The organism is Mesorhizobium sp. WSM4313, from assembly GCF_002294725.1.
Lineage (GTDB): Bacteria > Pseudomonadota > Alphaproteobacteria > Rhizobiales > Rhizobiaceae > Mesorhizobium.
This window is the reverse complement of sequence record NZ_NSFT01000006.1, coordinates 379553-402824: the sequence shown is the minus strand read 5'-3', so window position 1 is coordinate 402824 and position 23272 is coordinate 379553. Positions and strand designations below refer to the sequence as shown.

The 23272-nt window shown below is 64.2% G+C and carries 17 protein-coding genes and 1 pseudogene; 7 read left to right on the top strand and 11 right to left on the bottom strand.

Annotated features, from left to right (window positions below; genetic code table 11):
• Window positions 1–148 precede the first annotated feature (148 nt).
• Window positions 149–982, bottom strand: coding sequence for an AraC family transcriptional regulator (locus tag CK219_RS17045; protein WP_095767882.1), 834 nt, complete (start codon window positions 980–982; stop codon window positions 149–151).
• Between the two features lie 148 nt (window positions 983–1130).
• Here CK219_RS17045 and CK219_RS17040 point away from each other — a divergent pair, with 148 nt between their 5' ends.
• Window positions 1131–2624, top strand: coding sequence for a winged helix-turn-helix domain-containing protein (locus CK219_RS17040; RefSeq protein WP_095767881.1), 1494 nt, complete (start codon window positions 1131–1133; stop codon window positions 2622–2624).
• Window positions 2625–2741: 117 nt separating this feature from the next.
• On the opposite strand, the gene CK219_RS17035 is transcribed toward CK219_RS17040, so the two are convergent.
• The 5 genes and pseudogenes from CK219_RS17035 to CK219_RS17015 all read right to left on the bottom strand — a co-directional run bounded on the left by CK219_RS17035 (window position 2742) and on the right by CK219_RS17015 (window position 9534).
• Window positions 2742–3074: a hypothetical protein gene (locus CK219_RS17035; protein WP_224601548.1), complete on the bottom strand. Its 333-nt coding sequence runs from the start codon at window positions 3072–3074 to the stop codon at window positions 2742–2744.
• Between the two features lie 27 nt (window positions 3075–3101).
• Window positions 3102–3515, bottom strand: coding sequence for a hypothetical protein (locus CK219_RS17030; protein WP_095767879.1), 414 nt, complete (start codon window positions 3513–3515; stop codon window positions 3102–3104).
• Between the two features lie 72 nt (window positions 3516–3587).
• Window positions 3588–6692: pseudogene (locus CK219_RS17025) on the bottom strand (efflux RND transporter permease subunit).
• Window positions 6693–6808: 116 nt separating this feature from the next.
• A complete protein-coding gene (locus tag CK219_RS17020) occupies window positions 6809–8395 on the bottom strand; it encodes an FAD-dependent monooxygenase (protein ID WP_095767878.1) in 1587 nt (528 codons plus the stop codon).
• On the bottom strand, window positions 8392–9534 hold the full coding sequence (locus CK219_RS17015) for an efflux RND transporter periplasmic adaptor subunit (protein ID WP_095767877.1): 1143 nt from the start codon (window positions 9532–9534) through the stop codon (window positions 8392–8394). The genes CK219_RS17020 and CK219_RS17015 overlap by 4 nt, the downstream gene beginning before the upstream one ends.
• 451 nt (window positions 9535–9985) lie before the next feature.
• Here CK219_RS17015 and CK219_RS17010 point away from each other — a divergent pair, with 451 nt between their 5' ends.
• The 3 genes from CK219_RS17010 (at window position 9986) to CK219_RS17000 (ending at window position 13595) form a co-directional block, all read left to right on the top strand.
• Window positions 9986–10462: a MarR family transcriptional regulator gene (locus CK219_RS17010; protein WP_095767923.1), complete on the top strand. Its 477-nt coding sequence runs from the start codon at window positions 9986–9988 to the stop codon at window positions 10460–10462.
• On the top strand, window positions 10459–11655 hold the full coding sequence (locus tag CK219_RS17005) for an HlyD family secretion protein (RefSeq protein WP_095767876.1): 1197 nt from the start codon (window positions 10459–10461) through the stop codon (window positions 11653–11655). The genes CK219_RS17010 and CK219_RS17005 overlap by 4 nt, the downstream gene beginning before the upstream one ends.
• A 407-nt stretch (window positions 11656–12062) precedes the next feature.
• The gene (locus CK219_RS17000; RefSeq protein ID WP_095767875.1) at window positions 12063–13595 is read left to right on the top strand and encodes a DHA2 family efflux MFS transporter permease subunit; all 1533 of its coding nucleotides are present in this window, start codon (window positions 12063–12065) and stop codon (window positions 13593–13595) included.
• Between the two features lie 30 nt (window positions 13596–13625).
• On the opposite strand, the gene CK219_RS16995 is transcribed toward CK219_RS17000, so the two are convergent.
• Window positions 13626–14132 (bottom strand): CAP domain-containing protein, encoded by a 507-nt coding sequence (locus CK219_RS16995; protein WP_095767922.1) that lies wholly within the window; start codon window positions 14130–14132, stop codon window positions 13626–13628.
• 168 nt (window positions 14133–14300) lie between these two features.
• Between CK219_RS16995 and CK219_RS16990 the strand changes: the two genes are divergently transcribed.
• Entirely contained in the window at window positions 14301–15125 is an 825-nt protein-coding gene (locus CK219_RS16990) for a DUF2189 domain-containing protein (protein WP_095767874.1), read from the top strand.
• A 224-nt stretch (window positions 15126–15349) separates the two neighbouring features.
• Here the strand turns inward: CK219_RS16990 and CK219_RS16985 are convergent, their stop codons facing one another.
• The 3 genes from CK219_RS16985 to CK219_RS16975 form a co-directional block, all read right to left on the bottom strand.
• A complete protein-coding gene (locus CK219_RS16985; protein WP_095767873.1) occupies window positions 15350–15982 on the bottom strand; it encodes a LysE family translocator in 633 nt (210 codons plus the stop codon).
• Window positions 15983–16281: 299 nt separating this feature from the next.
• Window positions 16282–18255 carry a pilus assembly protein gene (locus CK219_RS16980; protein ID WP_176477041.1) on the bottom strand — a complete coding sequence of 658 codons (1974 nt, stop codon included), beginning with the start codon at window positions 18253–18255 and terminating at the stop codon, window positions 16282–16284.
• A 197-nt stretch (window positions 18256–18452) separates the two neighbouring features.
• A complete protein-coding gene (locus CK219_RS16975) occupies window positions 18453–20444 on the bottom strand; it encodes a pilus assembly protein (protein WP_280950907.1) in 1992 nt (663 codons plus the stop codon).
• 210 nt (window positions 20445–20654) lie between these two features.
• Between CK219_RS16975 and CK219_RS16970 the strand changes: the two genes are divergently transcribed.
• The gene (locus CK219_RS16970; protein ID WP_095767871.1) at window positions 20655–21515 is read left to right on the top strand and encodes a TIGR01459 family HAD-type hydrolase; all 861 of its coding nucleotides are present in this window, start codon (window positions 20655–20657) and stop codon (window positions 21513–21515) included.
• Window positions 21516–21547: 32 nt separating this feature from the next.
• The gene (locus tag CK219_RS16965; RefSeq protein WP_095767870.1) at window positions 21548–22531 is read left to right on the top strand and encodes a bifunctional riboflavin kinase/FAD synthetase; all 984 of its coding nucleotides are present in this window, start codon (window positions 21548–21550) and stop codon (window positions 22529–22531) included.
• Between the two features lie 158 nt (window positions 22532–22689).
• Here the strand turns inward: CK219_RS16965 and CK219_RS16960 are convergent, their stop codons facing one another.
• Window positions 22690–23244 (bottom strand): HdeD family acid-resistance protein, encoded by a 555-nt coding sequence (locus CK219_RS16960; protein WP_095767869.1) that lies wholly within the window; start codon window positions 23242–23244, stop codon window positions 22690–22692.
• Window positions 23245–23272: the final 28 nt, after the last annotated feature.

Below are 23272 nucleotides of genomic sequence, written 5' to 3'. Positions count from 1 at the left end.
TACCGGCCTAGGGGCCGCACCGCCACCATCAAACTCAACCCCAAGGCCAAATCGCCCACCAAGCACAACACACTTCGCGGTCAAAACCCCTCTGCGAGCCTGTTCTCGCTAACTGCGCAACAGGCCCACAGGGGGAGAGGGAAGACTATCACCCCTTGACCGGCACCCAGATCTCCAGCCCGCCATTGCCGGTGCGCGCGTCGAATTCGGGCCCGTAGCGCTCGAACTCGGGCGCATCGGCGATCTCGTGGCCGGAGGCCGGCAGCCAGCTGTTCCAGATGGTGTTGACGGTGCGGCGGATGGTCGAGATGTGCTCGCGATGCGAGAACACCGCATATTTCTGCGCCGGCACCCGCACGCGTTGGAAATCTTTCGGCAGGTCGGAGAAGTCCGTCACCTCGACGCCGGCGATGTAGTCGAAATTGCCGGCGTCGTCGCCGTTGACGCAGACGCCGTAGGCGACATCGCCGATCTCACCCGGAATGTTGCCGATATAAGGGGCGAAGCGCTGCCACTGCATCGGGATGCCGGCGCTGGTCTCGCAGCTGTAGCGCTCGCCGAGCCCGGCGACGAGGAAGGGGCGGCTGGTCTCGAAGCGCGGCGGCTCGTGTGTGGTGAGAAGCGAACTGTCCATCAGAATGGGCTCCACGAGGTCCAGGTTTTCGGTCGAGCCTTGCGCGCGCACCAGCTCCGGCGTGGTGCCGAATTGCTCGCGAAAAGCCCGCGTGAACGCCTCATGCGAGCCGTAGCCGGTATCGAGCGCGACCGAGAGAATGTCGCGCGCGCCGCCGGCCAGCTTGCGCGCCGCTTCGCTGAGCCGCCGCGCTCGCATATAACCCATCACCGATCGTCCCGTGGCCGCGCCGAAGGCGCGCGTCACATGGAAGCGCGACACGCCGCTGCTTGCCGCTATCTCGTCGAGGCTGATGGCGTCGGGCAAGTGGCTTTCGACAAACCATAGCGCCTTCTCGGTCGGGTTCATGGCTCCTCGCATTTGGCGGGACGATACTAGCCCTACGCCGCCGGCCAGTTTGATCGAAATTGCGCTCTGGGCAATAATGGTGATGTGCGAGCCGGGTCGAGCGGGAAGGGCTGACATTGTGCACGATAGGCGGGAACGGGTGTTCCCGATGACGACGGCGACGGCCGATCAGGTGTTCCGGTTTGGCGGGTTCACGCTCGACCTTGCCATGGGTACGCTGCGCGGCGTCAACGAGCCGCTGTTCCTGCGCCCGAAAGCCTATGCGCTGCTGTCGCATCTTGCCCGCAACATGGGCCGCGTCGTGCCGAAATCGGAACTGATGGATGTCGTCTGGCCGGGCGTCTACGTCACCGAGGATTCGCTGACGCAATCGGTACGCGAAATTCGCAAGGTGCTGGGCGAGGATATGGTGCGCACCATCTCCAAGCGCGGCTACATGCTTGCCGCCGAGGCCGAAGCCGCGCCCGAGATCAGTTCGCAGCCGATCGTGGCCGTCGTGCGCTTTCGTAACGATAGCGGCGATCCGGCCGACGAGGCGATGGTCGACGGCTTTGCCGAGGACCTGATCAACGGCGTAGCGCGGTTTGGCACGGTCACGGTCCTGGCGCGCAATTCGAGCTTCTCTTTCACCTCCTTCGGCCGCGCCGAGTGGCCGCAGATCCGCGCCCGCATCGGCGCCGACTATCTGGTCGAGGGGTCGCTGCGTCGGCAGGGCGAGCATGTCGTGGTGGCCGTCAGCCTTGTCGACATCGCCAGCGCCAGACAGCTCTGGGGCGACCGCTACCAGTCCCAAGGCGCCGGGCTGTTTGCTATCGAACGCGAGATCGTCGAGCAGATCGTCAGCCGCCTGGTGACGCGGGTCACCAATGCCGGGCTGGAGCGAGCTTCACGCAAGCCGGTGACCAGCCTCGCCGCCTACGAGCTTCTGCTGCGCGGTTTTGCGCTGTTGCGCGATCCGGCTCAGACCGACCAGCGCGGCGCCGAGGCCTTGTTCGAGGCGGCGATCGCCAAGGACCCAAATTACGGGCTTGCCTACTCCTATCTCGCTTTGGCGCGCTCGCTGGACGGGGAGTTCGGGCGCGCCAACGATGCCGTGCTGGAGAACGCGCGCGACCTTGCCGACAAGGGCCTGGCCTTGTCGCCCGATCAGCCGACCGGCCATCGCGTGCAGTCCCTGATCCGCCTCTATATGCGCGATCACGAGGCGGCCGAGCATCACATGCGCATCGCGCTTGAGCTCAACCCCTACGACGCCGACGGCATCGAGCAGATGGGAATGCTGCTCACCATGCGCGGCCGGCCGCTAGAAGCGCTGACCTGGCTGGCCCGCGGCATTCGCATCGATCCCTTGCATCCACACTGGTACCAGTTCGACCGCGCGCTGGCGCTTTATATGATGGGGGAGTACCGGCAAGCGGCAGAGGCACTGGAATTGGCAACGCGCCCGGCGCCCTGGATCCGCACGCGGCTGGCGGCCTGCTATGCCCAGATGGGAGATATGGAGAAGGCGCGTCGGCAGATCGCCCTCGTCGACGAGGGCGCTCCGTTCTCGCCGCTCGACTATGCGTTGCGCGGCGTTCCGTTCGAAAGCCAGGCGGATGCTGAGCATCTCGCCGAAGGCGTTAGGCTTGCCCTCGGCTAAACGCATGTCGCTCAGACGTGCAGCGGTTCCGAGACAACGTGCACCAGAACAAAGACCTAAAGCGCGTCGCGTGACTCCGTTTCAGCGCAACGCGCTTTAGGTCGTGCTCGGGACCAATCAATCGGTCACGACCACGATGTAGCGGCCCTGATAGGCGCGGTAGTAGGTACCGCCGCAGCGCCAGACGTCAAAACCGTTGACCTTGGTGCGGACGCAGCCGGCGGGGAGCGTCGCGACCCAGGCTGTCGTATGCCGCAGCACGCGCCAGGTGGTGGTGCGGCGGGCAACGCCCGCTGCGCTGCGCGGCGTCCAGGGCGCGCCAATTCGTGCCTCGGCAGTACTGACCAGCGACAGGGCCGGAACGGCGCTGCCGACGATCTCGACGGCGGTGATCGCGAGGGCGAGCAACGCTGCCGCCGAACGGCATTTCCTGAGGGATTTCATAGGCATGTTGGCTTCTCCAGATGTTGGTGAGGTCTAGTGGGAGGATGCAGCGGCAACCCGGGCCGAACCCGCCAATGCCGCCAGGTGAGCAACCACGAACAGCCAGTGCGCCGCGGTTGTGAGGTAGCCGACGACGAGCACGTCGGCGGCGATGAAGAACTGCCAGAACAGAAGGTTCGCCGTCCCGAGCAGCACATGCACGGCAGCCATCACGGCATGCCAGATGCGGGAGTAGGCGATACGCCAGAGCGTCACGCCGATGATCAAGGCCAGCCCATGCGCTTCGATAAAGCCGATGCCGGTGCCGGGCGCGTTGTTGAGCAGCACGGCCTCGGCGCCGCGGCCGAAGAAGGAGCCGGCGATGTCGGTGGCGAGCCCGCCGACCGATGCGAGGATCAGGAAGCCGGCGTTGAAGCGAACCAGAAGATTGCCAAAGAAGGGTGTCATGATCGTTCCTTTCCGTGTTGGATGAAGGGTCGCCACGGCGGCATCCGCCGTGGCTGTTGGAGGAAGCGCCGGTCAGGCCGCCAGCGGTTGGGGCTCGGCGGCGGCCGCGGTCGGCTCGGCCGCGGGAGCGCTCTCGACCGGCGCCTTGATGCCGAACCAGGTGACGTAGAGCGTCGGCAGAAAGACCAGCGTCAGCACGGTCGCGACCAAAAGGCCGCCCATCACGGCATAGGCCATCGGCCCCCAGAACACGGTTGGCGCGATCGGGATCATGCCGAGAATGGCGGCCGCCGCCGTGAGCAAGATCGGCCGCAAGCGATGCGTGGTGGCGCTGATCACCGCCGCCCAGGGTTCCTCGCCGGCGGCGATATGCTGGTCGATCTGCGCGATCAGGATCACCGAGTTGCGGATCACCATGCCGATCAGCGACATTACGCCGAGGATCGCGACGAAGCCCATCGGTGCTCCCGACAGAAGCAGCGCGCCGGCGACGCCGATGAGAGCCAGCGGAGCGGTGAGCAGCACCAGCACCAGGCGCTGGAAGCTCATCAACTGGATCATCAGCACGGTGGCCATGATGAACAGCATCAGCGGGAAGACCACGAAGATGCTGGCCTGCGCCTTGGCGCTGTCCTCGATCACGCCGCCCTGTTCGACGCTGTAGCGCGCCGGCAACTGCGCCTCGAAGGTGGCAATGGGGCTCGCTAGCCGCTTCGACACGGTGGTGGCGTTCTCGCCAGGTGCGACGCCGGCCTGGACGGTCACGGTCGGCAGGCGGCCGCGGCGCCAGATCAGCGGCGGCTCGGTCTGGTAGCTGAGCTTCGCGACCTGTTCGAGCGGCACCCGCCGTCCGCCCGAAGCGCTGATCGTCAGACCGCGCAGCGTGTCGATGCTGGCGCGTTCGCTGTCCACGGCACGTGCGACAATGTCGACGAGATAGGTGTCGTCGCGCATCTGCGTGATCTTGGAGCCGGACAGCACTGCGTTGATCGTCTCCGACAGCTGCTGCGAGGAGATGCCCAGCGCGCGCGCACGATCCTGGTCGACATCCACCTTGATCACCTTGGCCGGCTCGTTCCAGTCGTAGTTGATGTTGCGCACGGCGGCATCGCTGCCCAGCACCTGCGCGAACTGCTGCGCGAGGCTGCGCGTCTTGTCCGGGTCCGGACCGCTGACGCGGAACTTCAGCGGCCAGCCGACCGGCGGGCCGAGCTCCAGCGGCGTGACGCGGGCCATGACGTCGTCGAAGCCAGTCGACAGCTTTTTCTCCAGCCGGTCGATGACCGCCTAGCGTACGGCGTGGCCCTTCGTGACGACCACGGCCTGGGCGAAGAAGTCGTTGGCGAGCTGCGCGTCAAGCGGCAGGTAGAAGCGCACCGCGCCCTGGCCGACATAGAAGCTCCAGTGGTCGATATCTGAATCGGCGGCGAGCAGCTTCTCGACGCGCTCGACCACGGCATCCGTCGACTTGATCGAAGCAGTGCGCGGCAAGGTGAGGTCGAGCATGACCTCGGGCCGGTCGGACTTCGGGAAGAACTCCTGGCCGACGAAGCCCATCGCCACGACGGAGAGCGCGAACAGTCCGGCCGTCGCCGACAGCACCAGCCACTTCGCCCGCATCGCCATTTCGAGCAGCGCCTGGAAACCGCGGGCGATGCGCGAGGGATGATGGCTGCCACCATGACCCTTTATGCGATCGGGCAGCAGGAAGACTCCGGTCAGCGGTGTGAACAGCACCGCAACCACCCAGGATACAACGAGCGCGATCGCCACGACAGCGAACAGCGAGAAGCAGTATTCGCCGGCGCCGCTCTTGGCGAAGCCGACCGGCACGAAGCCGGCGATCGTCACCAGCGTGCCGGTGAGCATCGGGAAGGCGGTCGAGGTGTAGGCATAGGTGGCGGCCGAGATCTTGTCGTAGCCTTCCTCCATACGCGCGATCATCATCTCGACCGCGATCATCGCATCGTCGACCAGCAGGCCGAGCGCGATGATCAGCGCGCCGAGCGAGATGCGCTGCAGCGAGATGCCGAAATACTCCATGGTGACGAAGGTGATCGCCAGAACCAGCGGGATGGCGACCGCCACGACGACGCCGGGACGCCAGCCGAGCGCCAGCAGCGAGACGGCGAGCACGATGGCGATCGCCTCGCCGAGGCTCTTGGTGAACTCGCCGACGGATTCTTCCACCACATGCGACTGGTCGGCGACCAGGCCGAGTTCGGCGCCGAGCGGCAGCTCGCACTCCATCTCATGCATCTTCTCCTTGACCGTCTCGCCCAGCGCCAGCGCGTCGCCGCCCGAAGTCATCGAGATGGCGATGCCGACCGCCGGCTTGCCGTTGAAGCGGAACATCGGCTGCGGCGGGTCGGAATAGGCGTGCTTGACCTCGGCGACGTCGCCCAGCCGGAAGTAATGGCCGTTGGCATAGAAGTTGATCGCCTTGAGGCTTTCCTCGGAGGTGAAGCTGCCCGAGACGCGGATGGCGATGCGCTCGGGGCCGGCATCGACCGTGCCGCTGGGCGTCAGCGCGTTCTGCGCCTGCAGCGCCTGCGACAGCGTGCCGACATCGAGGCCGAGCGCCGCCACCTTCTGCGTCGAGAATTCGAGATAGATCTTCTCGTCCTGCTAGCCGATGAGGTCGACCTTGGCGACATCTTTCACCGTCAGCAGCCCGGCCCGCAGGCTTGTGGCGAGATCCTTCAACTCGCGATGGCTGAGGCTGTCGGAGGTGAGCGCATAGATCAGCGAATACGTGTCGCCGAACTCGTCGTTATAGAACGGGCCCTGCACGCCTGACGGCAGCGTCGGCTTGATGTCGTCGAGCTTCTTGCGCACCTGGTACCAGAGCGGCTGCACCTGGTCGCCGGCCACCGTGTCCTTGAGATTGACGAAGACGACGGATTCGCCGGGTTTCGTGTAGCTCTTGACGTAGTCGAGGTCCGGCAGTTCCTCGAGCTTCTTCTCGATGCGGTCGGTGATCTGCTCCACTGTGTCGCTGGTGCTGGCGCCCGGCCACATCGTCTTCACCACCATGGTTTTGATGGTGAAGGGCGGGTCCTCCTCGCGGCCGAGGCCGCCATAGGCGTAGAGGCCGGCAAGTGCGGCCGCGATCATCAGATAGACGATGAAGCTGCGGTGGCGCAGCGCCCATTCGGAAAGATTGAAGCTGGTCATGATGCGGTTCCTTTTCAGGGCGCGCGCAAGCGCGCTCCGCCGGCGCTTGCCGGCTGGCCAAAACAAATGACGGTTTGGGTAGTCAGCGCCCGCCGCTCGGCGGGCACCGTCGCAATTCAGGCCAGGCTGTGCATGGTGCCCGGCACACGGTAGGGCGCGCGTTCGGCGGTCCTCGGTCGGATGGCGAGGCCGGCGAGATAGCGCTGGAAAACGGCGGCTTCCTGAACCGGCGAGGCGAGCGCGACATGGCCGTCCGGCCTCACCAGATAGGCTGCGTCGCGCTGAAGCCCGGCTTTCCCGGCTGCGTCGGTCCAAGCGAAGGCATGCACTGCAATTCCTGTCGGTGCGAGCATCGCCCGGAAATCGCAATTGACCTCGCCATAAACATGGATCTGCCAGTCGAGCGACCGCAGCGGCTCGAAATTGTCGCCGCCCGCGCCCATGATGTTGCAAGCGACATAGGGCAGGCGATCGCCGCCGCTGACCTTGCCCGCCACCCCCGAGCTGATCGGCCCGGCGCGATACTGGATCGCCGCCTGCGAGATCACGCCGAAGAAGGCGCGCGAGCCGATCGAGGTGTGCAGGGCGATGTTCAGGATCTTCGGCATCAGGTAGCGCCGGAACAAGCCGACGAGCCGCGAGCGGCTGGTGATGAAACGGAAAGCGGTGTCGGTGCTCTCGATCAGCTTGTGCGCGAAGGCAATGCGTTCCGGTTCGTAGCTGTTGAGCAGGCGCGCATCGGCCCGGCCCTGTACGACCGCCGCGAGCTTCCAGGCGAGATTCACCGCATCGCCCATGCCGGTGTTCATGCCCTGGCCGCCGGCCGGGCTGTGGATGTGGCCGGCATCGCCGGCGAGGAAGACGCGGCCGACGCGGAAGCGCTCGGCGACCCGGTGATGGACGCGGTAGGTCGAGAACCAGTTGACCTCGTCGACCTTGACGCCGGTGTCGCGCTCGACATCGGCGCGGATCGCCTCGAAGCTGATCGTCTCGTCGGCTTCATGCGCCTTCGGCACGATCCCAATCAGCCGGACCGAACCGGACTGCCGCACCGGCATGACGATTGCGAAGCCGTAGGTGCTGATCGTCGTGTCCATGCCGTTGCGGGTGATATCGCCGCTACCTTTCACGTCTGCGACGTAGAAGGACTGCTCGTAGGTGCCACCGGGGAAGCCGATGTTCAGCCCGTGGCGCACCGCGCTGCGGGCGCCGTCGCAGCCTGCGAGATAGGCGGTGCTGACGGTCTCGATCCGGCCATTCCTGCTCAGCGTGGCGATGACCGCCTCGCCCTTGTCCTGGAAAGCGACGAGCTCCGTATTGCGCTCGACCTCGACGCCGGCGCGCTCCAGATGCGTGATCAGCACGCGCTCGTGGATGTCCTGCGGCAGCGCGAAGGCGAAGGAGTAAGGGCTGATGCCGCGGCCGAAATCCGACAGCGGCAGCCTGGCGGCGACGCCGGCCGGCGTGTGCACGGTAAGCCGCTCGAGCTTCACGCCTGTCGCCAGCACGTCGTCGACGATGCCGATCTGGCGGTGGAACTCCAGCGTGCGCGCCTGGACGGCCAGCGCCCGCGAGGTTTCGCCGGGAGCGGCGGCCTTGTCGAAGATGCGCACCGGCACGCCGAGCCTGGTCAGCCATAGCGCGAGCGTCAACCCTGTCGGGCCGGCACCGGCGATGAGGACCTTTGCCTTGGACATGGTCATTTTCCTTCTCCCTCGATGATACGAACTTTTTCGTGCTCCCGCAGCCGGTTCACGCCGGCGGTGACGACCATATCGCCCTTGGCGAGCCCGTTGCTGACCACCACGCGGTCGGTCTCGTAGCGGGCGACCGTGATGGGCTTGAGTTCGACAGCGGACGAAGAGGTGACAACCCAGACTGCCGGCTTGCCGTCCTTGTCGAAGAGCGCGCTGCCCGGCAGCACCATGACCGGCGCGCCACCACCCATCTCGGCGCGGCCGGCGACGCTTGCGCCGAAACGCATCTCGTCGGGTGCATTGTCGATCGAGACCTTCACCTGGAAGGTGCGGGTCGCGGCATCGGCCATCGGCGCGATCTCGCGGATGGTGCCGACGGCCGTGATCGCCGGATTGCTGAGTAGAGAAACGGTCACCTGCGGCGGCCGCTTGGGGTCGGGAGCGTTGGCGAAGGCGGCTTCCGCGATCGAGAACACGGCGTCGCGGCTGTCCGGATCGGCGACGCGCACCACCATCTGTCCGACATTGACTGACTGGCCGGCTTCGGCGCCGGCGGCGGTGACGATGCCGTCGAATTCCGCATGCAGCTCGGTATAGCCGAGCTGGTCCTTGGCCATATCGGAGGCAATGGTCGCCGATTTGAGCTTGGCTTGCGCCGAGCGCAGGTTCTTCAGCGTCGCGTCATAATTGGCCCGCGTCGTAAAACCCTTGGCGAGCAGCGCGCCGATGCGCGCCTCGGCGGCATTTGCCTCGACAAGTACGGCCTGCGCCGCCGCGACATCGGCCTCGGCGCTGGCGAGCCGGTTGCGATAGTCCTGATCGTCGATGCGGGCGAGCACGTCGCCCTTCTTCACCATCGCGCCGATCTCGGCGACGCGTTCGATGAGCTTGCCGGATAAACGAAAGCCGAGGTCGCTTTCGAGCCTCGGACGGATCTCGCCGACGGCGGTGCGGGTGTCCGCGCCGAGCATCGGGGCGACCGCTATCGTCTTGACGAGCTTCGTCTCAGGCGTCGCGGGCTTGACGCTCGAGGCCTCGCTTCTTGCGCCGTGCCAGGCCATTGCGGCGCCGCCGGCAAGAACGGCGATCGATCCGGCGACAAGGCGGCGCCTCAGCGGCCTATTGTGGAAGAGTGCGGCAATCATGTTGTCTCCATGCCCAGGGTTGCGGCCGCGCTGGGAGGATGCGGCCCGGGAAATATGTTGGCTGGAGAGGGGATCGGGCGTTCGCGGGCCTGTCTTTCGCCAGCCCGATCTTCTTGCGGTTTCCGGCCCGGGAAATCCCGAACGGTTTCTGAAAATTTTCCGATGTTTGTCCGAGAGACAGGCTCGAAAGAATTGACGTCGGCGCTCCAAATGTATGGCGCCCTTCGATCGGCATCATCACGAGCTCGCTCGGCGCCTTCTTCGTCGTCACCATGCTGATGCGCAACCGGCCATGATCTCTTGGCCTTGGGATGGGCCTACCGGCACCGACCCCTGCACGTTCATCGATCGCTAACCGTAAGGGAGCTTGCCTTGCTGCAACGTCGATTTGCTGGCTTCTGGAGCAAAGCGGCCCCTTGAATAGTAAGCACGCTTATTATATATGTCGCTCATGGTTTCCGACGGCATCGACAGATTAGGATTTTTGATCCACGACGTGCAGCGCCTGATGCGCAAGCGTTTCGAGGCGCGCGCCAGTGGGTTGGGCCTTTCCTCGGCGCAGTGGCGCCTGCTTGTGCGCGTTGCCAAGGAGGCGGGCGTCGCGCAGGCGCGGCTTGCCGAGCTCCTCGAAATCGAGCCGATCAGCGTCTCCCGCCTGGTCGACCGCATGGAGGAGGGCGGCTGGATCGAGCGTCGCCAGGACGCGACCGACCGGCGCGTGCGCATGATCTTTCCGACCGAGAAGGCGAACGCGGCCTATGCCGACGTCAAGAGCCTGGCCGGCGAGGTCTATGAGGAATCGCTGACCGGCGTGTCGGCGGAAGAACGCCGCGTCCTGATCCGAGTGCTGGACGCCATCGTGCAGAATTTGACGGACGCCGAGACGTCCCTGGAAAAGATGAAGAATACGGAAGGGGCAGCAGCATGAACGCGGCAGCCAAGATAGAAGACGACAACGTCACCAAGCTTGCGCCGGCGCAGCCGGTCGCGGAAGCGCCGGCCCAGCCGGCGGCCGCTCCGGTTGCGGCGGCTGCCGAGCCGCGGCTCGCTCCGGCGCCGAAGAAGAAGCGCCGCCCCGGACGCTTCCTGTTGATGGTCGCCCTGCCGCTGGCCCTGCTTGCCGGCGGCGCGTATGTCTGGATCACGGGCGGCCGCTATCAGGAAACCGAGAACGCCAACCTGCAGCAGGCCAGGATTTCGGTCGCCTCCGACACGGCCGGGCGTATCGTGCAGGTCGGCATAGCCGACAACCAGCTGGTCAAGCAGGGCGACCTTCTCTTCGTCATCGACCCCGAGCCTTACAAGATCGCGCTCGCCCAGGCCGATGCGGCGGTCGCCGCCGCGCGCCTCAATGTCGAGCAGCTGCGCGCCGCTTACAGCCAGGCGATGGCGCAGGAAAAGTCCGCCTCCAGCGAGGTCGACTATGCGCAGTCGCAATATGGCCGCGCCGCCGATCTCGCGCAGAAAGGCATCAACGCCAAGTCGTCGCTCGACGAGGCCCGCAACGATCTCGACAAGGCCAAGCAGCAGCTCGCCGTCGCACAGCAGGGCATCGTCAGCGCCAAGGCAGCGCTCGGTGGCAATCCGGATATCGAGACCGACAAGCATCCGACCGTGATGGCGGCGCTCGCCGCGCGCGACAAGGCCGCCTACGATCTGGCGCAGACGACGGTCAAGGCGCCGGCCGACGGCATCGTCTACCAGGCCGCGTCGTTCAAGGTCGGCCAGTATGTCGGCGTCGGCACGCCGCTGTTCGCTCTGGTCGAGACGGGCGACACCTGGATCGATGCCAATTTCAAGGAGACCCAGCTCACCAACATGAAGCCGGGCCAGAAGGCCGAGATCGTCGTCGACACCTATCCGGGCCGCACCTTCGAGGCGACCGTGAAAGCCATCGGCGCCGGGACGGGCGCGGAGTTTTCGCTGCTGCCCGCGCAAAACGCCACCGGCAACTGGGTCAAGGTCACGCAGCGCATTCCCGTGCGCCTGGAATTGACCGACCCCGACGCCAAGATGGCGTTGCGCACCGGCATGAGCGCCACCGTCACCGTCGATACCGGCGTGGCGCGCGGCCTGCCGTCGATCTTCGGTCACGCCACGGCAGGGGAGCAGGCGCGGTAAGACAGCGAGCCCGTCGCGATCCGGCGGGCATTGAGGGGATTGGTCTGGTGGAGACGTGGCAAGGGATCAGCAAGGTAAGCCGCATGGCGGCTCGTTCGAAAGCTGAGGCCCGGCCACGGACCCGTTGGTCCTCAGGTTTCCGGGCGGCAGGCATCCGCTCCAACAGAGACTTTCAGTCGATGTAACCCCCACATCGATAGTCGCGTCCCACCGCGATGAAGGTCTCTCAACGGGAGGCTTTGCCGCCCGGAAACCTAGAGCCGGATGATTTCAGGTGTTCGACCTGAAATCTGAATCCGTCTCTAAATCAAAGAGATAGAGCATGATGGCGTCCGAACGCCGCTTCACACTTTTCGGCATCATGCTCTAATGTACACGTTTTTGTTACCTGCTGGAAGTTCAGCGTCATGAGCACGCCCGAAGTCTTCAAGGAAGTGCCGCACCGCGGACTGATCACAGTCGCGCTGATGCTGGCGACGATCATGCAGGCGCTCGACACCACAATCGCCAATGTCGCGCTGCCGACCATGACCGGCGACCTCGGCGCCTCGCCCGACAACATCAACTGGGTGCTGACCTCCTATATCGTGGCGGCGGCGATCATGACGCCGGTTACCGGCTGGCTCGCCGACAGGCTCGGCCGCAAGGAGCTGTTCCTCACCGCCGTCGTCGGCTTCACCATCTTCTCCATGCTCTGCGGTCTTGCCTGGAGCCTCGAGACCATAGTGCTCTTCCGCCTGCTGCAGGGCGTGTTCGGCGCGGCCATCGTGCCGCTGTCGCAGACCTTCCTGCTCGACATCAACCCGAAGGAGCGCCATGGCCAGGCAATGGCGATCTGGGGCGCCGGCATCATGCTCGGGCCGATCCTGGGGCCGACGCTCGGCGGCTGGCTGACGGAAAACTTCAACTGGCGCTGGGTGTTCTTCATCAATCTGCCGGTCGGCATCCTCGCCTTCCTCGGCATGGCCGCCTACCTGCCGGTCATCGCCAAGCGCGTGCGCGGCTTCGACTTCTTCGGCTTCGCCATGCTGTCGCTTGGTGTCGGCGCGCTGCAGCTTCTGCTCGACCGCGGCGGCGAGGTCGACTGGTTCAACTCGGCCGAAATCTGGATCGAGCTCGCTCTGTCGCTCACCGGCTTCTGGGTGTTCATCATCCACACGGTGACGGCCGAGCATCCCTTCATCGATCCGAAGATATTCCTCGACCGCAATTTCGTGACCGGGCTGGGCTTCATCTTCGTCATGGGCGTGCTGATCCTGGCCTCGATGTCGCTGTTGCCGCCGATGCTGGCCAACATCTTCGGCTATCCGACCGTGACCATCGGCGTCGTGCTGGGTCCGCGCGGCATCGGCACGATGATTTCGATGCTGGTCGTCGGCCGCATCATGCACAGGATCGATGCCAGGATCCTCGTCGCCATCGGCTTCCTGCTCACCGCGCAGTCGCTCTACACGATGGCGAGCTTCACGCCGCAGATGGACAATTGGCTGATCATCTCCTCGGGCGTCATCCAGGGTCTCGGCATGGGCATGGTGTTCGTGCCGCTGTCGACGGTCGCCTTCGCCACGCTCGACGCGCGCTACCGCACCGACGCCACCTCGCTGTTCAGCCTGGTGCGCAATCTGGGCTCCTCCATCGGCGTATCGGTGGTCGCAGCGCTGATGGTGCGCAACACCCAGGTCAACCACACCGAGCTGTCGGCCTTCATCAATCCATACAACCCGAATCTGTGGGCCGCTTCTCCGGCGGCCGCCGCCGGCGATCCCGTAGCACTTTCGCAGGTCGACCGCGCGGTGAATGCCCAGGCGATGATGATTTCCTATATCAACGACTTCAAGATCCTGATGGTGATGACGCTGGCCGCCATTCCTTTCGTCATTCTGCTGCGCAAGCCAAAAGCGGCACCGGCGGGCGGGGCGCCGGCCGCGCATATGGATTGATAAAGTCGCTGCTCTCAGCCGGCCGCCTTTTCAGCGGCCCAGCACCAGCGCCCAATAGCGCAAAGCCGGATCGCGGCCGTCGCGCACGTAAGCCAGCCCGAAGCGGCTGAAATCCTGATCGAGCATGTTGCGGCGGTGGCCGGCCGAATGCATCCAGATGTCGAACAGCTTCTCAAGGTCGAAGCGGCCCTCGGCGATGTTTTCGGCCGCAGCACCCCGCACGCCATTGTCCTTCATGCGCGAGGCGAAATCCTTGCCCCAGCCAGTGGTGTGGCTCATGCGCTCGCGCGAGGCCATATAGCCGGCCTGCTGCAGCGCCGCCTGTTCGAGCTGCGCGTCCGGCGTCAGCGTCGGCAGACCGGCGGAGTTGCGGATACTGGCCAACGTCGCTGTCGCGGACGAAGAGACGCCGGCGCCTTCGCCGGTCCGCACGGAGACGGTGCTGCAGGCGGCTATGCCGGCAAGCGCCACTAGGCCGGCGGCCGCGAGCAACGTGCGGCGGTTGAAATCGGGGGAGGTGGTGATCAAGGTGGTCATGCGGCCTCTGATACCGGCGATCGTGGCTTTTGCCGGGCAGGGCGATGAAAATCGCATGAAGCGCGACATTCCCCGGAAGATCGGTTATCATCCCGGCGTTCTTGAAAGTGGCAGCCACGGGCGGCCACCCAGGCGGTGACCGCCCCCGGTATAAAACGGAGGACGGTTATGGCTGGTTTTCATGTCATGGCGGACGCGCGCGGGATGCATGTGCAGCCCACGGTGCGCCACATCACCACGTCGGATCTCTGGGATGCGTTGAGGCTCGGCGCCGAGGATTTCTGGGCCAAGCCGTCGCATTATGTGTTCCTGTGCCTGATCTATCCGATCGTCGGCCTGATCCTGACCCGGTGGAGCTCCGGCTCCAACGCCATCCAGCTCGTCTATCCGCTGATGTCGGGCTTCGCGCTGATCGGGCCCTTCGCGGCCATTGGCCTATATGAGATCAGCCGCCGGCGCGAGCTCGGCATGAGCAGCCGCTGGCACCATGCGCTCGACGTGCGCCATTCGCCGGCGCTGCCGTCGATCGCTGTCATCGGCGTCCTGCTTTTCGCGCTGTTCCTGTTGTGGCTGTTCGCCGCGCAGTCGCTCTACACCAGCCTGTTCGGCGCCGAGCCGCCCGCTTCCGTCGGCGCCTTTTTGCGCGATGTGCTGACGACCGGCAGGGGCTGGACGTTGATCCTCGTCGGCAACGCCGTCGGTTTCGTTTTCGCCGCCGTCGTTTTGGCCACCACCGTCATTGCCTTTCCGCTGCTGCTTGACCGCGATGTCGGCGCCGTCTCGGCAATTGAAACCTCGGCCCGTGCCGTCATGGCCAATCCGCTGACGATGGCGCTTTGGGGGCTTACGGTCGCCGTGTTGCTGGTGGTCGGCTCGATCCCGCTGTTTGCCGGGCTTGCCGTCGTCATGCCGATCCTCGGCCACGCGACCTGGCATCTCTACCGCAAGGTGGTCGAGCCGGAGCAGATCCGGCCTGTACGCCGGCCGATGTAGATCTGATGGCTCGCCCTTGGGGTGCGTTGAGATTCAGGTCAGGCGGGGTCGAGAATGATGGCTTTCGAGAACCGGCCTACGCCGGCCGTAGCCTTCATAGGGCAAAGACACTTATGAGGGCTTCGGCCGGCGAAGGCCGGAGCGGAGCGTACTGCTGTACGTGAGAACCGGAAGCGCAGACAGCCGTCATTCGCAGGCCGGTCTCACCTGAATATCAATGTGCCCTAGCGCTGCGCCTCGGTCGCCATCTTCAAGGCCAGGGCGGTCAGCACCGTGCCCATCATCCAGCGCTGCACGACCAGCCAGAACGGCCGTCCGGCGAGGAAATTCGCGATCGAGCCGGCCGTCACCGCAATGATGGCGTTGACGGTGAGGCTGATCGAGATCTGCGTCACGCCGAGCACCAGAAGCTGCGACAGAACATGGCCCTTGGCCGGATTGATGAACTGCGGCAGCAGCGACAGGTAGAGCACAGCCACTTTCGGATTGAGCAGGTTGGTCATCAGCCCCATGACGAAGAGCTTGCGCGGCCTGTCCCTCGGCAACTCGCGGACCTGGAAGGGCGAGCGCCCGCCGGGCTTCAGCGCCTGCCAGGCGAGCCACAACAGATAGAGCGCGCCGGCGAAGCGAAGCGCGTCGTAAGCGTATGGCACGGCGAAGATGAGCGCCGTGATGCCGAAGGCTGCCGAGACCACATAAAACAGGAAGCCCAGCGCCACGCCGCCGAGCGAGATCAGCCCGGCTTTCGGCCCTTGCGACAGCGAGCGCGAGATCAGGTAGAGCATGTTTGGCCCAGGCGTGAGCACCATGCCGAGGCAGATCAGCGCGAAAGTGAGATAATTGGCGGCGTCGGGCATCGGAGTCTCCGGTGGCGGCGTAACAGTCATCACGCGCCTCGCCGTTCGCAAGAGCATGATTGCGGGAGCTTTTGCGCCAGCGCGGACAATTGGCGAAATCGGCGAAGCTGCCAATCTCCCCCCTTGCGGGGGAGATGCCTGACAAGGCAGAGGGGGGTGCTGTCCCGCCGGCGTCAACAATTTCATATCGTCTAAGCAGTGGCCGATTTGACAAGGGATGGCGTTCCTTCACACCCCCTCTGCCTTGCCAGGCATCTCCCCCGCAAAGGGGGAGATTGGCAGCTCAGCGCCGGCCCCCCTTACCCAACCACGCGCAAATTGGACAGCTCGTTGGCAATCTCCTTGAAGTTGTCGGAGAGCGTTGCGCCGGTGGCGTTCCAGAACAGCTTGGCCGGTTTACTAGGGTCGGTCGGATCCTTGCGGAAGCGGGAATCGGAAGAGCAGGCCTTCAGCGCGGCCATCGCCTTCTGGTCGCTTGAACTGATAGACGACATGTCGAGCGCCACCGTCATCACCATGATGTTGGCCGCCTTGGCATTGTCGCACAGCTTCGCCAGCTGCTCGTTCATCGCCGCGGTGTAGTTGCTCGACGAATAGTTGAACTGGCCGATGGCGCTCGACGTGCCGCCGAACAGGCGGGTGATCGATGTGCCGTTATAGCCGACGCCGGTATAGCCGTAGGCGGCATAGGTCGACTTGTTGCCGGCCGGATCGGAACTGACCGTCGAATAGGTGTTCTCGCCGTCGGTGAGCACGATGACGACCTTGTCGTTGCCGCGCTCGGATTCCGGACGGCCTTCGGTGAAGGGTTCGGCGCTCGAAACCGTGCGCCAGCCCCAGGCCATGCCTTCGGGCACATTGGTGTTGCCGTTGGGCTGCATCAGGTCGATCGCCGCCTTGATGGCCGCGAGCCCATTTGTTTGGGTGACGTCGGTGAGCGGCGTGATCGGTGTGGTGGTGCAGCTGTAATTCGGCCCGGCGCCCGAGCTCAATACCGGAGCATTGATCGGCCGTGGCATGAAGTATTTGGCCATATTGGACTGCCTGGTCTTGCCGGTGGTGCTCGACGGATCGTCGTTCCACCAGCTGTTGGCGGCGCCATAGGTCACCGGCCTCGGTTCGTCAGGATCCTGTGTGACATACCAATGGTTGCCGGGCTCGTCGGGCGCGAACATCGGCACGAACATGGTCGCCGGATCGCCGATCCCGATACCCGTGTTGTTAGGCCCGCCGGAGGCCGGCGTGTCGTTGACATTGTAGGGATAGGGCCGCACTTCCACGCAACCCTGCCAACTGGCGAACGGGCCATAGGTGTCGTTGTAGTCATATTCGTTGTGGCTGCGCTCGCAGGTATGGTTGTCGCGATATTCGTCGCAGACGACGCGCTTGCTGCCGGCGATGCGTTCGTGGCTGGTGACGACCTTCATATCCCGATAGAGCTCGAAACGGGTTAGTATCTGCCCTTCCTCCGCGCCCCAGCCGGTGCCCTTTTTATACCAGATGCCGTTGATTTTCTGGGCGTATTTGGCGGGAGCGTTCAGCGTCGACCAATCGAAATTCTCGTTGGCGATTGGCGACAGCCCATAGGTGTCCATCCAGGAGGCGTTGTCGTTGTTCGGCCCGACATTGACCGACGCCGCGAACGGCACGAGGCTGAACTGGACCGGCTTGTCGATCTGCTTGATCTGCGCCGCCTGCTGCCCCAGCGTGTCGACGAGCTGCTTGGCCGCCTGCTTGAGCAGGTCGATGCGCTTCTGTCCCGTGCCTGTGCCGGGCGTTGTCATGGAGCCTGAATTGTCGAGCACCATCGCCACTTCCAGCGTGTTCTTCAGCCGCACCTGGGAGTCCATGGCAAGGTTGATCGACTTGTTCGCATCGACCGTGGATGCGCCGACGAGCAGCGAGGAGGACGGGTAGAAATAAGGGTGGTAGTTCAGCGTCGCGCTCATCGTGAGCAGACCGCCGCCTGTCTGGCTGGTGGGCAGCGTGATGTTGAGCGAGATGTCGGCGGGGTCGATGTTGTTCAAATTGGCGTTGAAGAAGTCGACCGCATAGGCTCTGATCTGGTCATCCGTGGCGCCTTCGGCAAGCCGCCGCGCCGCGGCGAAATTGGCGGCGTCGAGCGCGTTGAGCACCATCTGCTTCTGGCGGTTGAGCTCGCTGAAATCGACGGCCATCGCCACTGCTCCCATCAGCGGCACCATGGCGATTGCGGTCATGAGCGCATAGTTGCCGCGGCGGTCACGGCAGAATTGATGCCAGAATTTGCGCATTTTTCTCGAGCGGCCCCCCGCCGGCGGATTCTCTGTCGGGCGACATTTCCACAAAACGCTGAAGGACCGGTTTGGCAAACCGCTCGATTGCTTAACGGCGACTTCACCAGCCGCTAACCAAATCATTTCCGATGGTGCGCTGCACGATGGAAGCGCCCGCTTTACGACGGGCGTCGTCGATCGCTTGTCCGAGCAGATTAGCTGACGATGCGCAGGTTCGACAATTCGTTGCCGATCGCCTTGAAGTCGTCCGACAGCGTGGCGCCGGTCGAGTTCCAGAACAGTTTCTTCGGCGTCTTGCCGGTCGGGTCCGCTGGATCCTTAGCGTAGCGCGAATCCGACGAGCAGGTCTTCAGCGCTGCCATCTGCGCCGCTTCGGCCGTGTTGGTTGAATCGAGATCGAGGGCGATGGTCATAACGACGATGTTGGCCGCCTTGGCGTTGTCGCATAGCGTTGCCAGATGCTCGCTCATGGCCTTGGTGTAGTTGGCGTTCGAATAATCGCTCTTGCTGACGTTGATGCTGGTGCCGAGGAATGGCCGGCCATAGGTGTAGGTGCTTCCGAACGGCTTGGTCTGGCTGCCGTAGGCAAGATATCCAAGCGCGGAATAGATGGCCTTGTTGCCGGAAAGATCGTTGCCGCCGCTCCTGTAGTAGGTGCCGGAGTACGACTGGGCACTCACCGAATCCGGCGTGTAATAGGTATTGGCCCCGTCGGTCAGCACAATCAGAACCTTGTCGTTGCCTTTTTGTGTTTCCGGGCGTCCCTCGGTGAAGGGCGCGGTGCTGGAAAGCGTCCGCCAGCCCCAGGCCATACCTTCCGGCACGTTGGTGGCGCCGACATCGACCATGGCGTCGATCGCGTTCTTGACCGTGGTGGCGCCGGCAGAGGTGGAGACATCGGTCAGCGGCGTGATCGCGGTCGTGCTGCAACTGGTGTTCGGGCCGGCATTGTTGCCGTAGGCGGGGGTGACCTTGTTGCCGTAGTTGAAATATTTCGGCATGTATTTTTGGCGCGTCGGTGTCGGGCTGTCGCTGCTGGACGTCACGTCGAGATGCCAGTTGTTGTTTGCAGGCCGGGAGTAGCCGTCGGTATAGTCGGTCTCGTCAGGCGCGAACATCGGCACGAACAGCGTCGCCGGTGTGGAGGTCGAGGCGGCCGTATCCTGGATATTGTACGGATAGGGGCGCGACTCGACGCAGCCGCTCCAGCTCGCGATCGGCGCGTAGGTTATATTGGACGTGCAAACATTGTTCGAATCTTTGGTGCAAGCCGAAATTCGCTGCATCCATTTGTAGAGCGAGAAGCGCGTCAGCGGCTTGTCTTTTTGGGTGGGATCCCAATCGGTGCCCCGCGCATACCAGATGCTGCCGACCTTCTCGACATATCTCTGGGGCCAGGGCGAATTCCCCTGGGTCATCGTCGTCCAGTCGAAATTCTCGTGCTGGATGGGCGAGATGCCATCCTGATCCATCCACGCCGCCGTCGAGTTGGCCGGGCCTATATTCACCGAGGCGGCGAACGGAACTAGGCTGAACTGAACCGGCTTGGAAATCTGCTTCATCAGCTGCGCTTGCCCCGACAACTGGTCGACAAGCTGCTTGGCGGCACTCTTCAGAAGGTCGAAACGTACTTGATTCGAGCCGTGGCCGAGTTCGGCCATCGAGCCAGAATTGTCGAGCACCAGCGACACTTCCAGCGTGTTCTTAAGGCGAATTTCAGATCTGGCCGAGAAGTTGACGTTCGTCTGGCCCGGCGTTCCGCCAAGCAATGCGACCGCGGCCGGCAGGAAGTAAGGTTGGTACTTCAGGGCGGCTTCGAGCACCAGCGTGCCGCCGCCCGCATTGTTGTTGGGCAAGGTGACCGTCAGCGTGGTGTTCGCCGGAAGGACGTGCCTCAGATTGGCCTCGAAAAATGTCTTGGCATAGGCCTTGGCTTCGGCGTCGGTGGCGCCGGCGACGATATGCTGTGCCGTCGCGATGCCGGCGGCGTCCAGCGCGTTCAGCGTCTCCTGCCGCTCTCTTATGAGCTCGGTATAGTCGACCGCAAGCGCCACCCCGCCCATCAGCGGTATCATGGTGACGGCCGTCATCAAGGCATAGTTGCCTCGTCTGTCGCGTAGGAATTTGCGGATCAATGCCCTTAGCCCCCGCCAGGATCCTATAGTTTCTCGTTTAGCATGATCCATGAATCGTTAAATTTTAGCTCCCTCGAAGCGTCAAGATCGCACGGTCGTTTGACTGGGCATTAACCCTGTGCACCGACGCGCCGTCGAAGGCCGATGCCGGAAAGCTGGTGACAGGATGAAGCGCTTCGGTTATGCGGGACCGGCCGTGGCGTCCTCTGAACTGAAGAATGGCTGTCGCGGTCTTGTCAGGATCGAAATCAGGGACACGGCATGGCGGATTCGCCTGACATTATCGCTTCGCTCGATGATCTTGCAGGGCGCTACGCCGCCATACTGTGCGACGTATGGGGCGTCGTGCACAATGGCGAATGGCACTTTCCGGCCGCTGCCGCGGCGCTTGCAAGGGCGCGCGCGGCGAATGTGCCGGTCGTGCTCATCACCAATTCGCCGCGCCGCAGCGCCGATGTCGTCGCCCAGATGAAGGTCATCGGGGTACCCGCCGACGCCTTTGACCACGTCGTCACATCAGGCGATGTGACCCGCGACCTGATCGCAGAAGGACCGACGAAGATCTTTCACATCGGTCCCGAGCGCGATTTCACCCTTTATGATGGGCTCGACGTCGATCTCGTCGAGGAATTCGAGGCCTCGGGCATCGTCTGCACGGGCCTCTATGACGACGAGGTCGAGAAGCCCGCCGACTATGCGGAGCTGCTGCGGCGGCTGCGTGCCCGCAATCTGCCGTTCATTTGCGCCAATCCGGATATCTTGGTGGAGCGCGGCGAGCGCACCATCTGGTGCGCCGGCGCGCTCGCGCGAGATTACGCGCAGCTGGGTGGCCGTACGTTGATTGCCGGCAAGCCCTTCGCGCCGATCTATGATGTCGCCATGAAGGAGGTCGCCGGCCTTCTTGGCCGCGCCGTCGAGCGCAGCGAGGTCCTCGCCATCGGCGACGGCATGATGACCGACGTCAAGGGCGCGGCCGACAACGGCTTTGACGTGCTCTATGTTTCGGGCGGCATCCACGCTCGCGACTATGGCGATCCGCTCCGCCCCGATCCTGAAAGGCTGGCCGGCTTCCTTGAAAAGCACGGCTACCGGCCGGCCGCCGTCATTGCGCGTCTGCAATAGGTTGGTGGTGTCGCCATGACGGGCGCCTCGACATGAACCAAGCCTTCCAACGTCTTTCGGCGGTCGCGCCGCTGCCCGCGCATCTGCGTGGCGGCGTCGTGGCGATCGGTAATTTCGACGGTGTCCATCGCGGCCATCAGTCCGTCCTGGAGCGCGCGCTGAGCGAAGCAACCCGCAATGGCGTGCCCGCTTTGGTGCTCACCTTCGAGCCGCATCCGCGCAAGGTGTTCCGGCCACAGGTGCCACTCTTCGTGCTGACGCCGCCGCCGATGAAGGCGCGGCTGCTCGCCGGACTTGGCTTTGCCGCTTTGGTCGAGCAGCCGTTCACGCGCGATTTTGCCTCGCTCTCGCCTGAGGCTTTCGTGACCGATGTGCTGGAGAAGAACCTCGGCATCCGCCACGCCGTCACCGGTTTCGACTTCCATTTCGGCAAGGACCGCCAGGGCGGGCCGGCCTTTCTGATGGCGGCTGGCGAACGGCACGGCTTCGGCGTGACGCTGGTCGACGCCTTCCGCGATGAAGGCGCGGAGGTGGTTTCGTCGAGCCGCATCCGGGACCTGCTCGCCGAAGGCAAGGTGGAGGAGGCCGCCGGCCTGCTCGGCTACCGTTTCACCATCGAGACCGAAGTGATCGGCGGTCAGCGGCTTGGCCGCACCCTCGGCTTCCCGACCGCCAATATGCGGCTTTCGCCGGAAGCGGCCTTGAAGGAGGGGATTTATGCCGTCCGCTTCCGTCGCGCCGACGGCGCGCTTCATGACGGTGTCGCCAGCTTCGGCCGGCGTCCCACCGTCGACGACAATGGCGCGCCGCTGCTCGAAACCTACGTCTTCGATTTTTCCGGCGATCTTTATGGCGAGACCTGCCAGGTGTCGTTCTTCGGCTTCCTGCGGCCGGAGCTCAAATTCGACGGCCTCGATGCGCTGGTAGCACAGATGAAAAAGGACGAGGCAGAGGCGAGGGCGCTGCTCAAGGGCGTGCGCCCGCTTTCGCAACTGGACGCCGAAATCGCGTTCTAGGCTGCGTTGATATTCAGGTGATGCCGGCCTGCGAACGACGGTTTCCTGCGCTTCCGGTGCTCACGTACGAGAAGTACGCTCCGCTCCGGTTCTCGGAAACCGCCGTTCTCGGCTCGGCCTGACCTGAATCTCAACACACCCTGGATCGCCGCTTGCTGCTACCGCTTCAGCGCCAGCCCGATGGCGATGAAGCTCCATCCCTGGAACACTAGATCGATCGCCAGGAAGAGGCCCAGCACCCAAAGGCTGTTCACCGGCCAGCCCATGGCAATCATCAGGCCGAGCACAATGGTGATGATGCCGGCGGCCAGCAGCCATCCCCAGCCTTGCTGTGGCCGATGATTGAAGGCCACCCAGGACCGCAAAAGCCCCGAAGCGACGAGCGCGATGGCCAATAGCAGCGTCAGCACCGCCGAGGCAAGCAACGGGTTGTCGAAGGCGAAGAAGCCGGCAACGGCGTAGAGCAGGCCGCTCAGCAGCCAGTAGAAGAAACGTCCCCAGGTCTTGACCCCGAAGGCGTGGATGATCTCGATGACACCTGCCATCAGCATCAGCCAGCCGACGACATAGACGGAAGCGACGGTGGCGATGAACAGATTGCCGAAAGCGATGCCGCCGAAGATCAGCAGCAACACGCCGAGCGCCACAAACCATCCCCATTTGTCCCGCGTCTGGCCGATCGCGTCTTTCAGAGCATCGCCTTGCAAAGTCATGATCTTTTCCCTCCGATGTCGCCGCGCC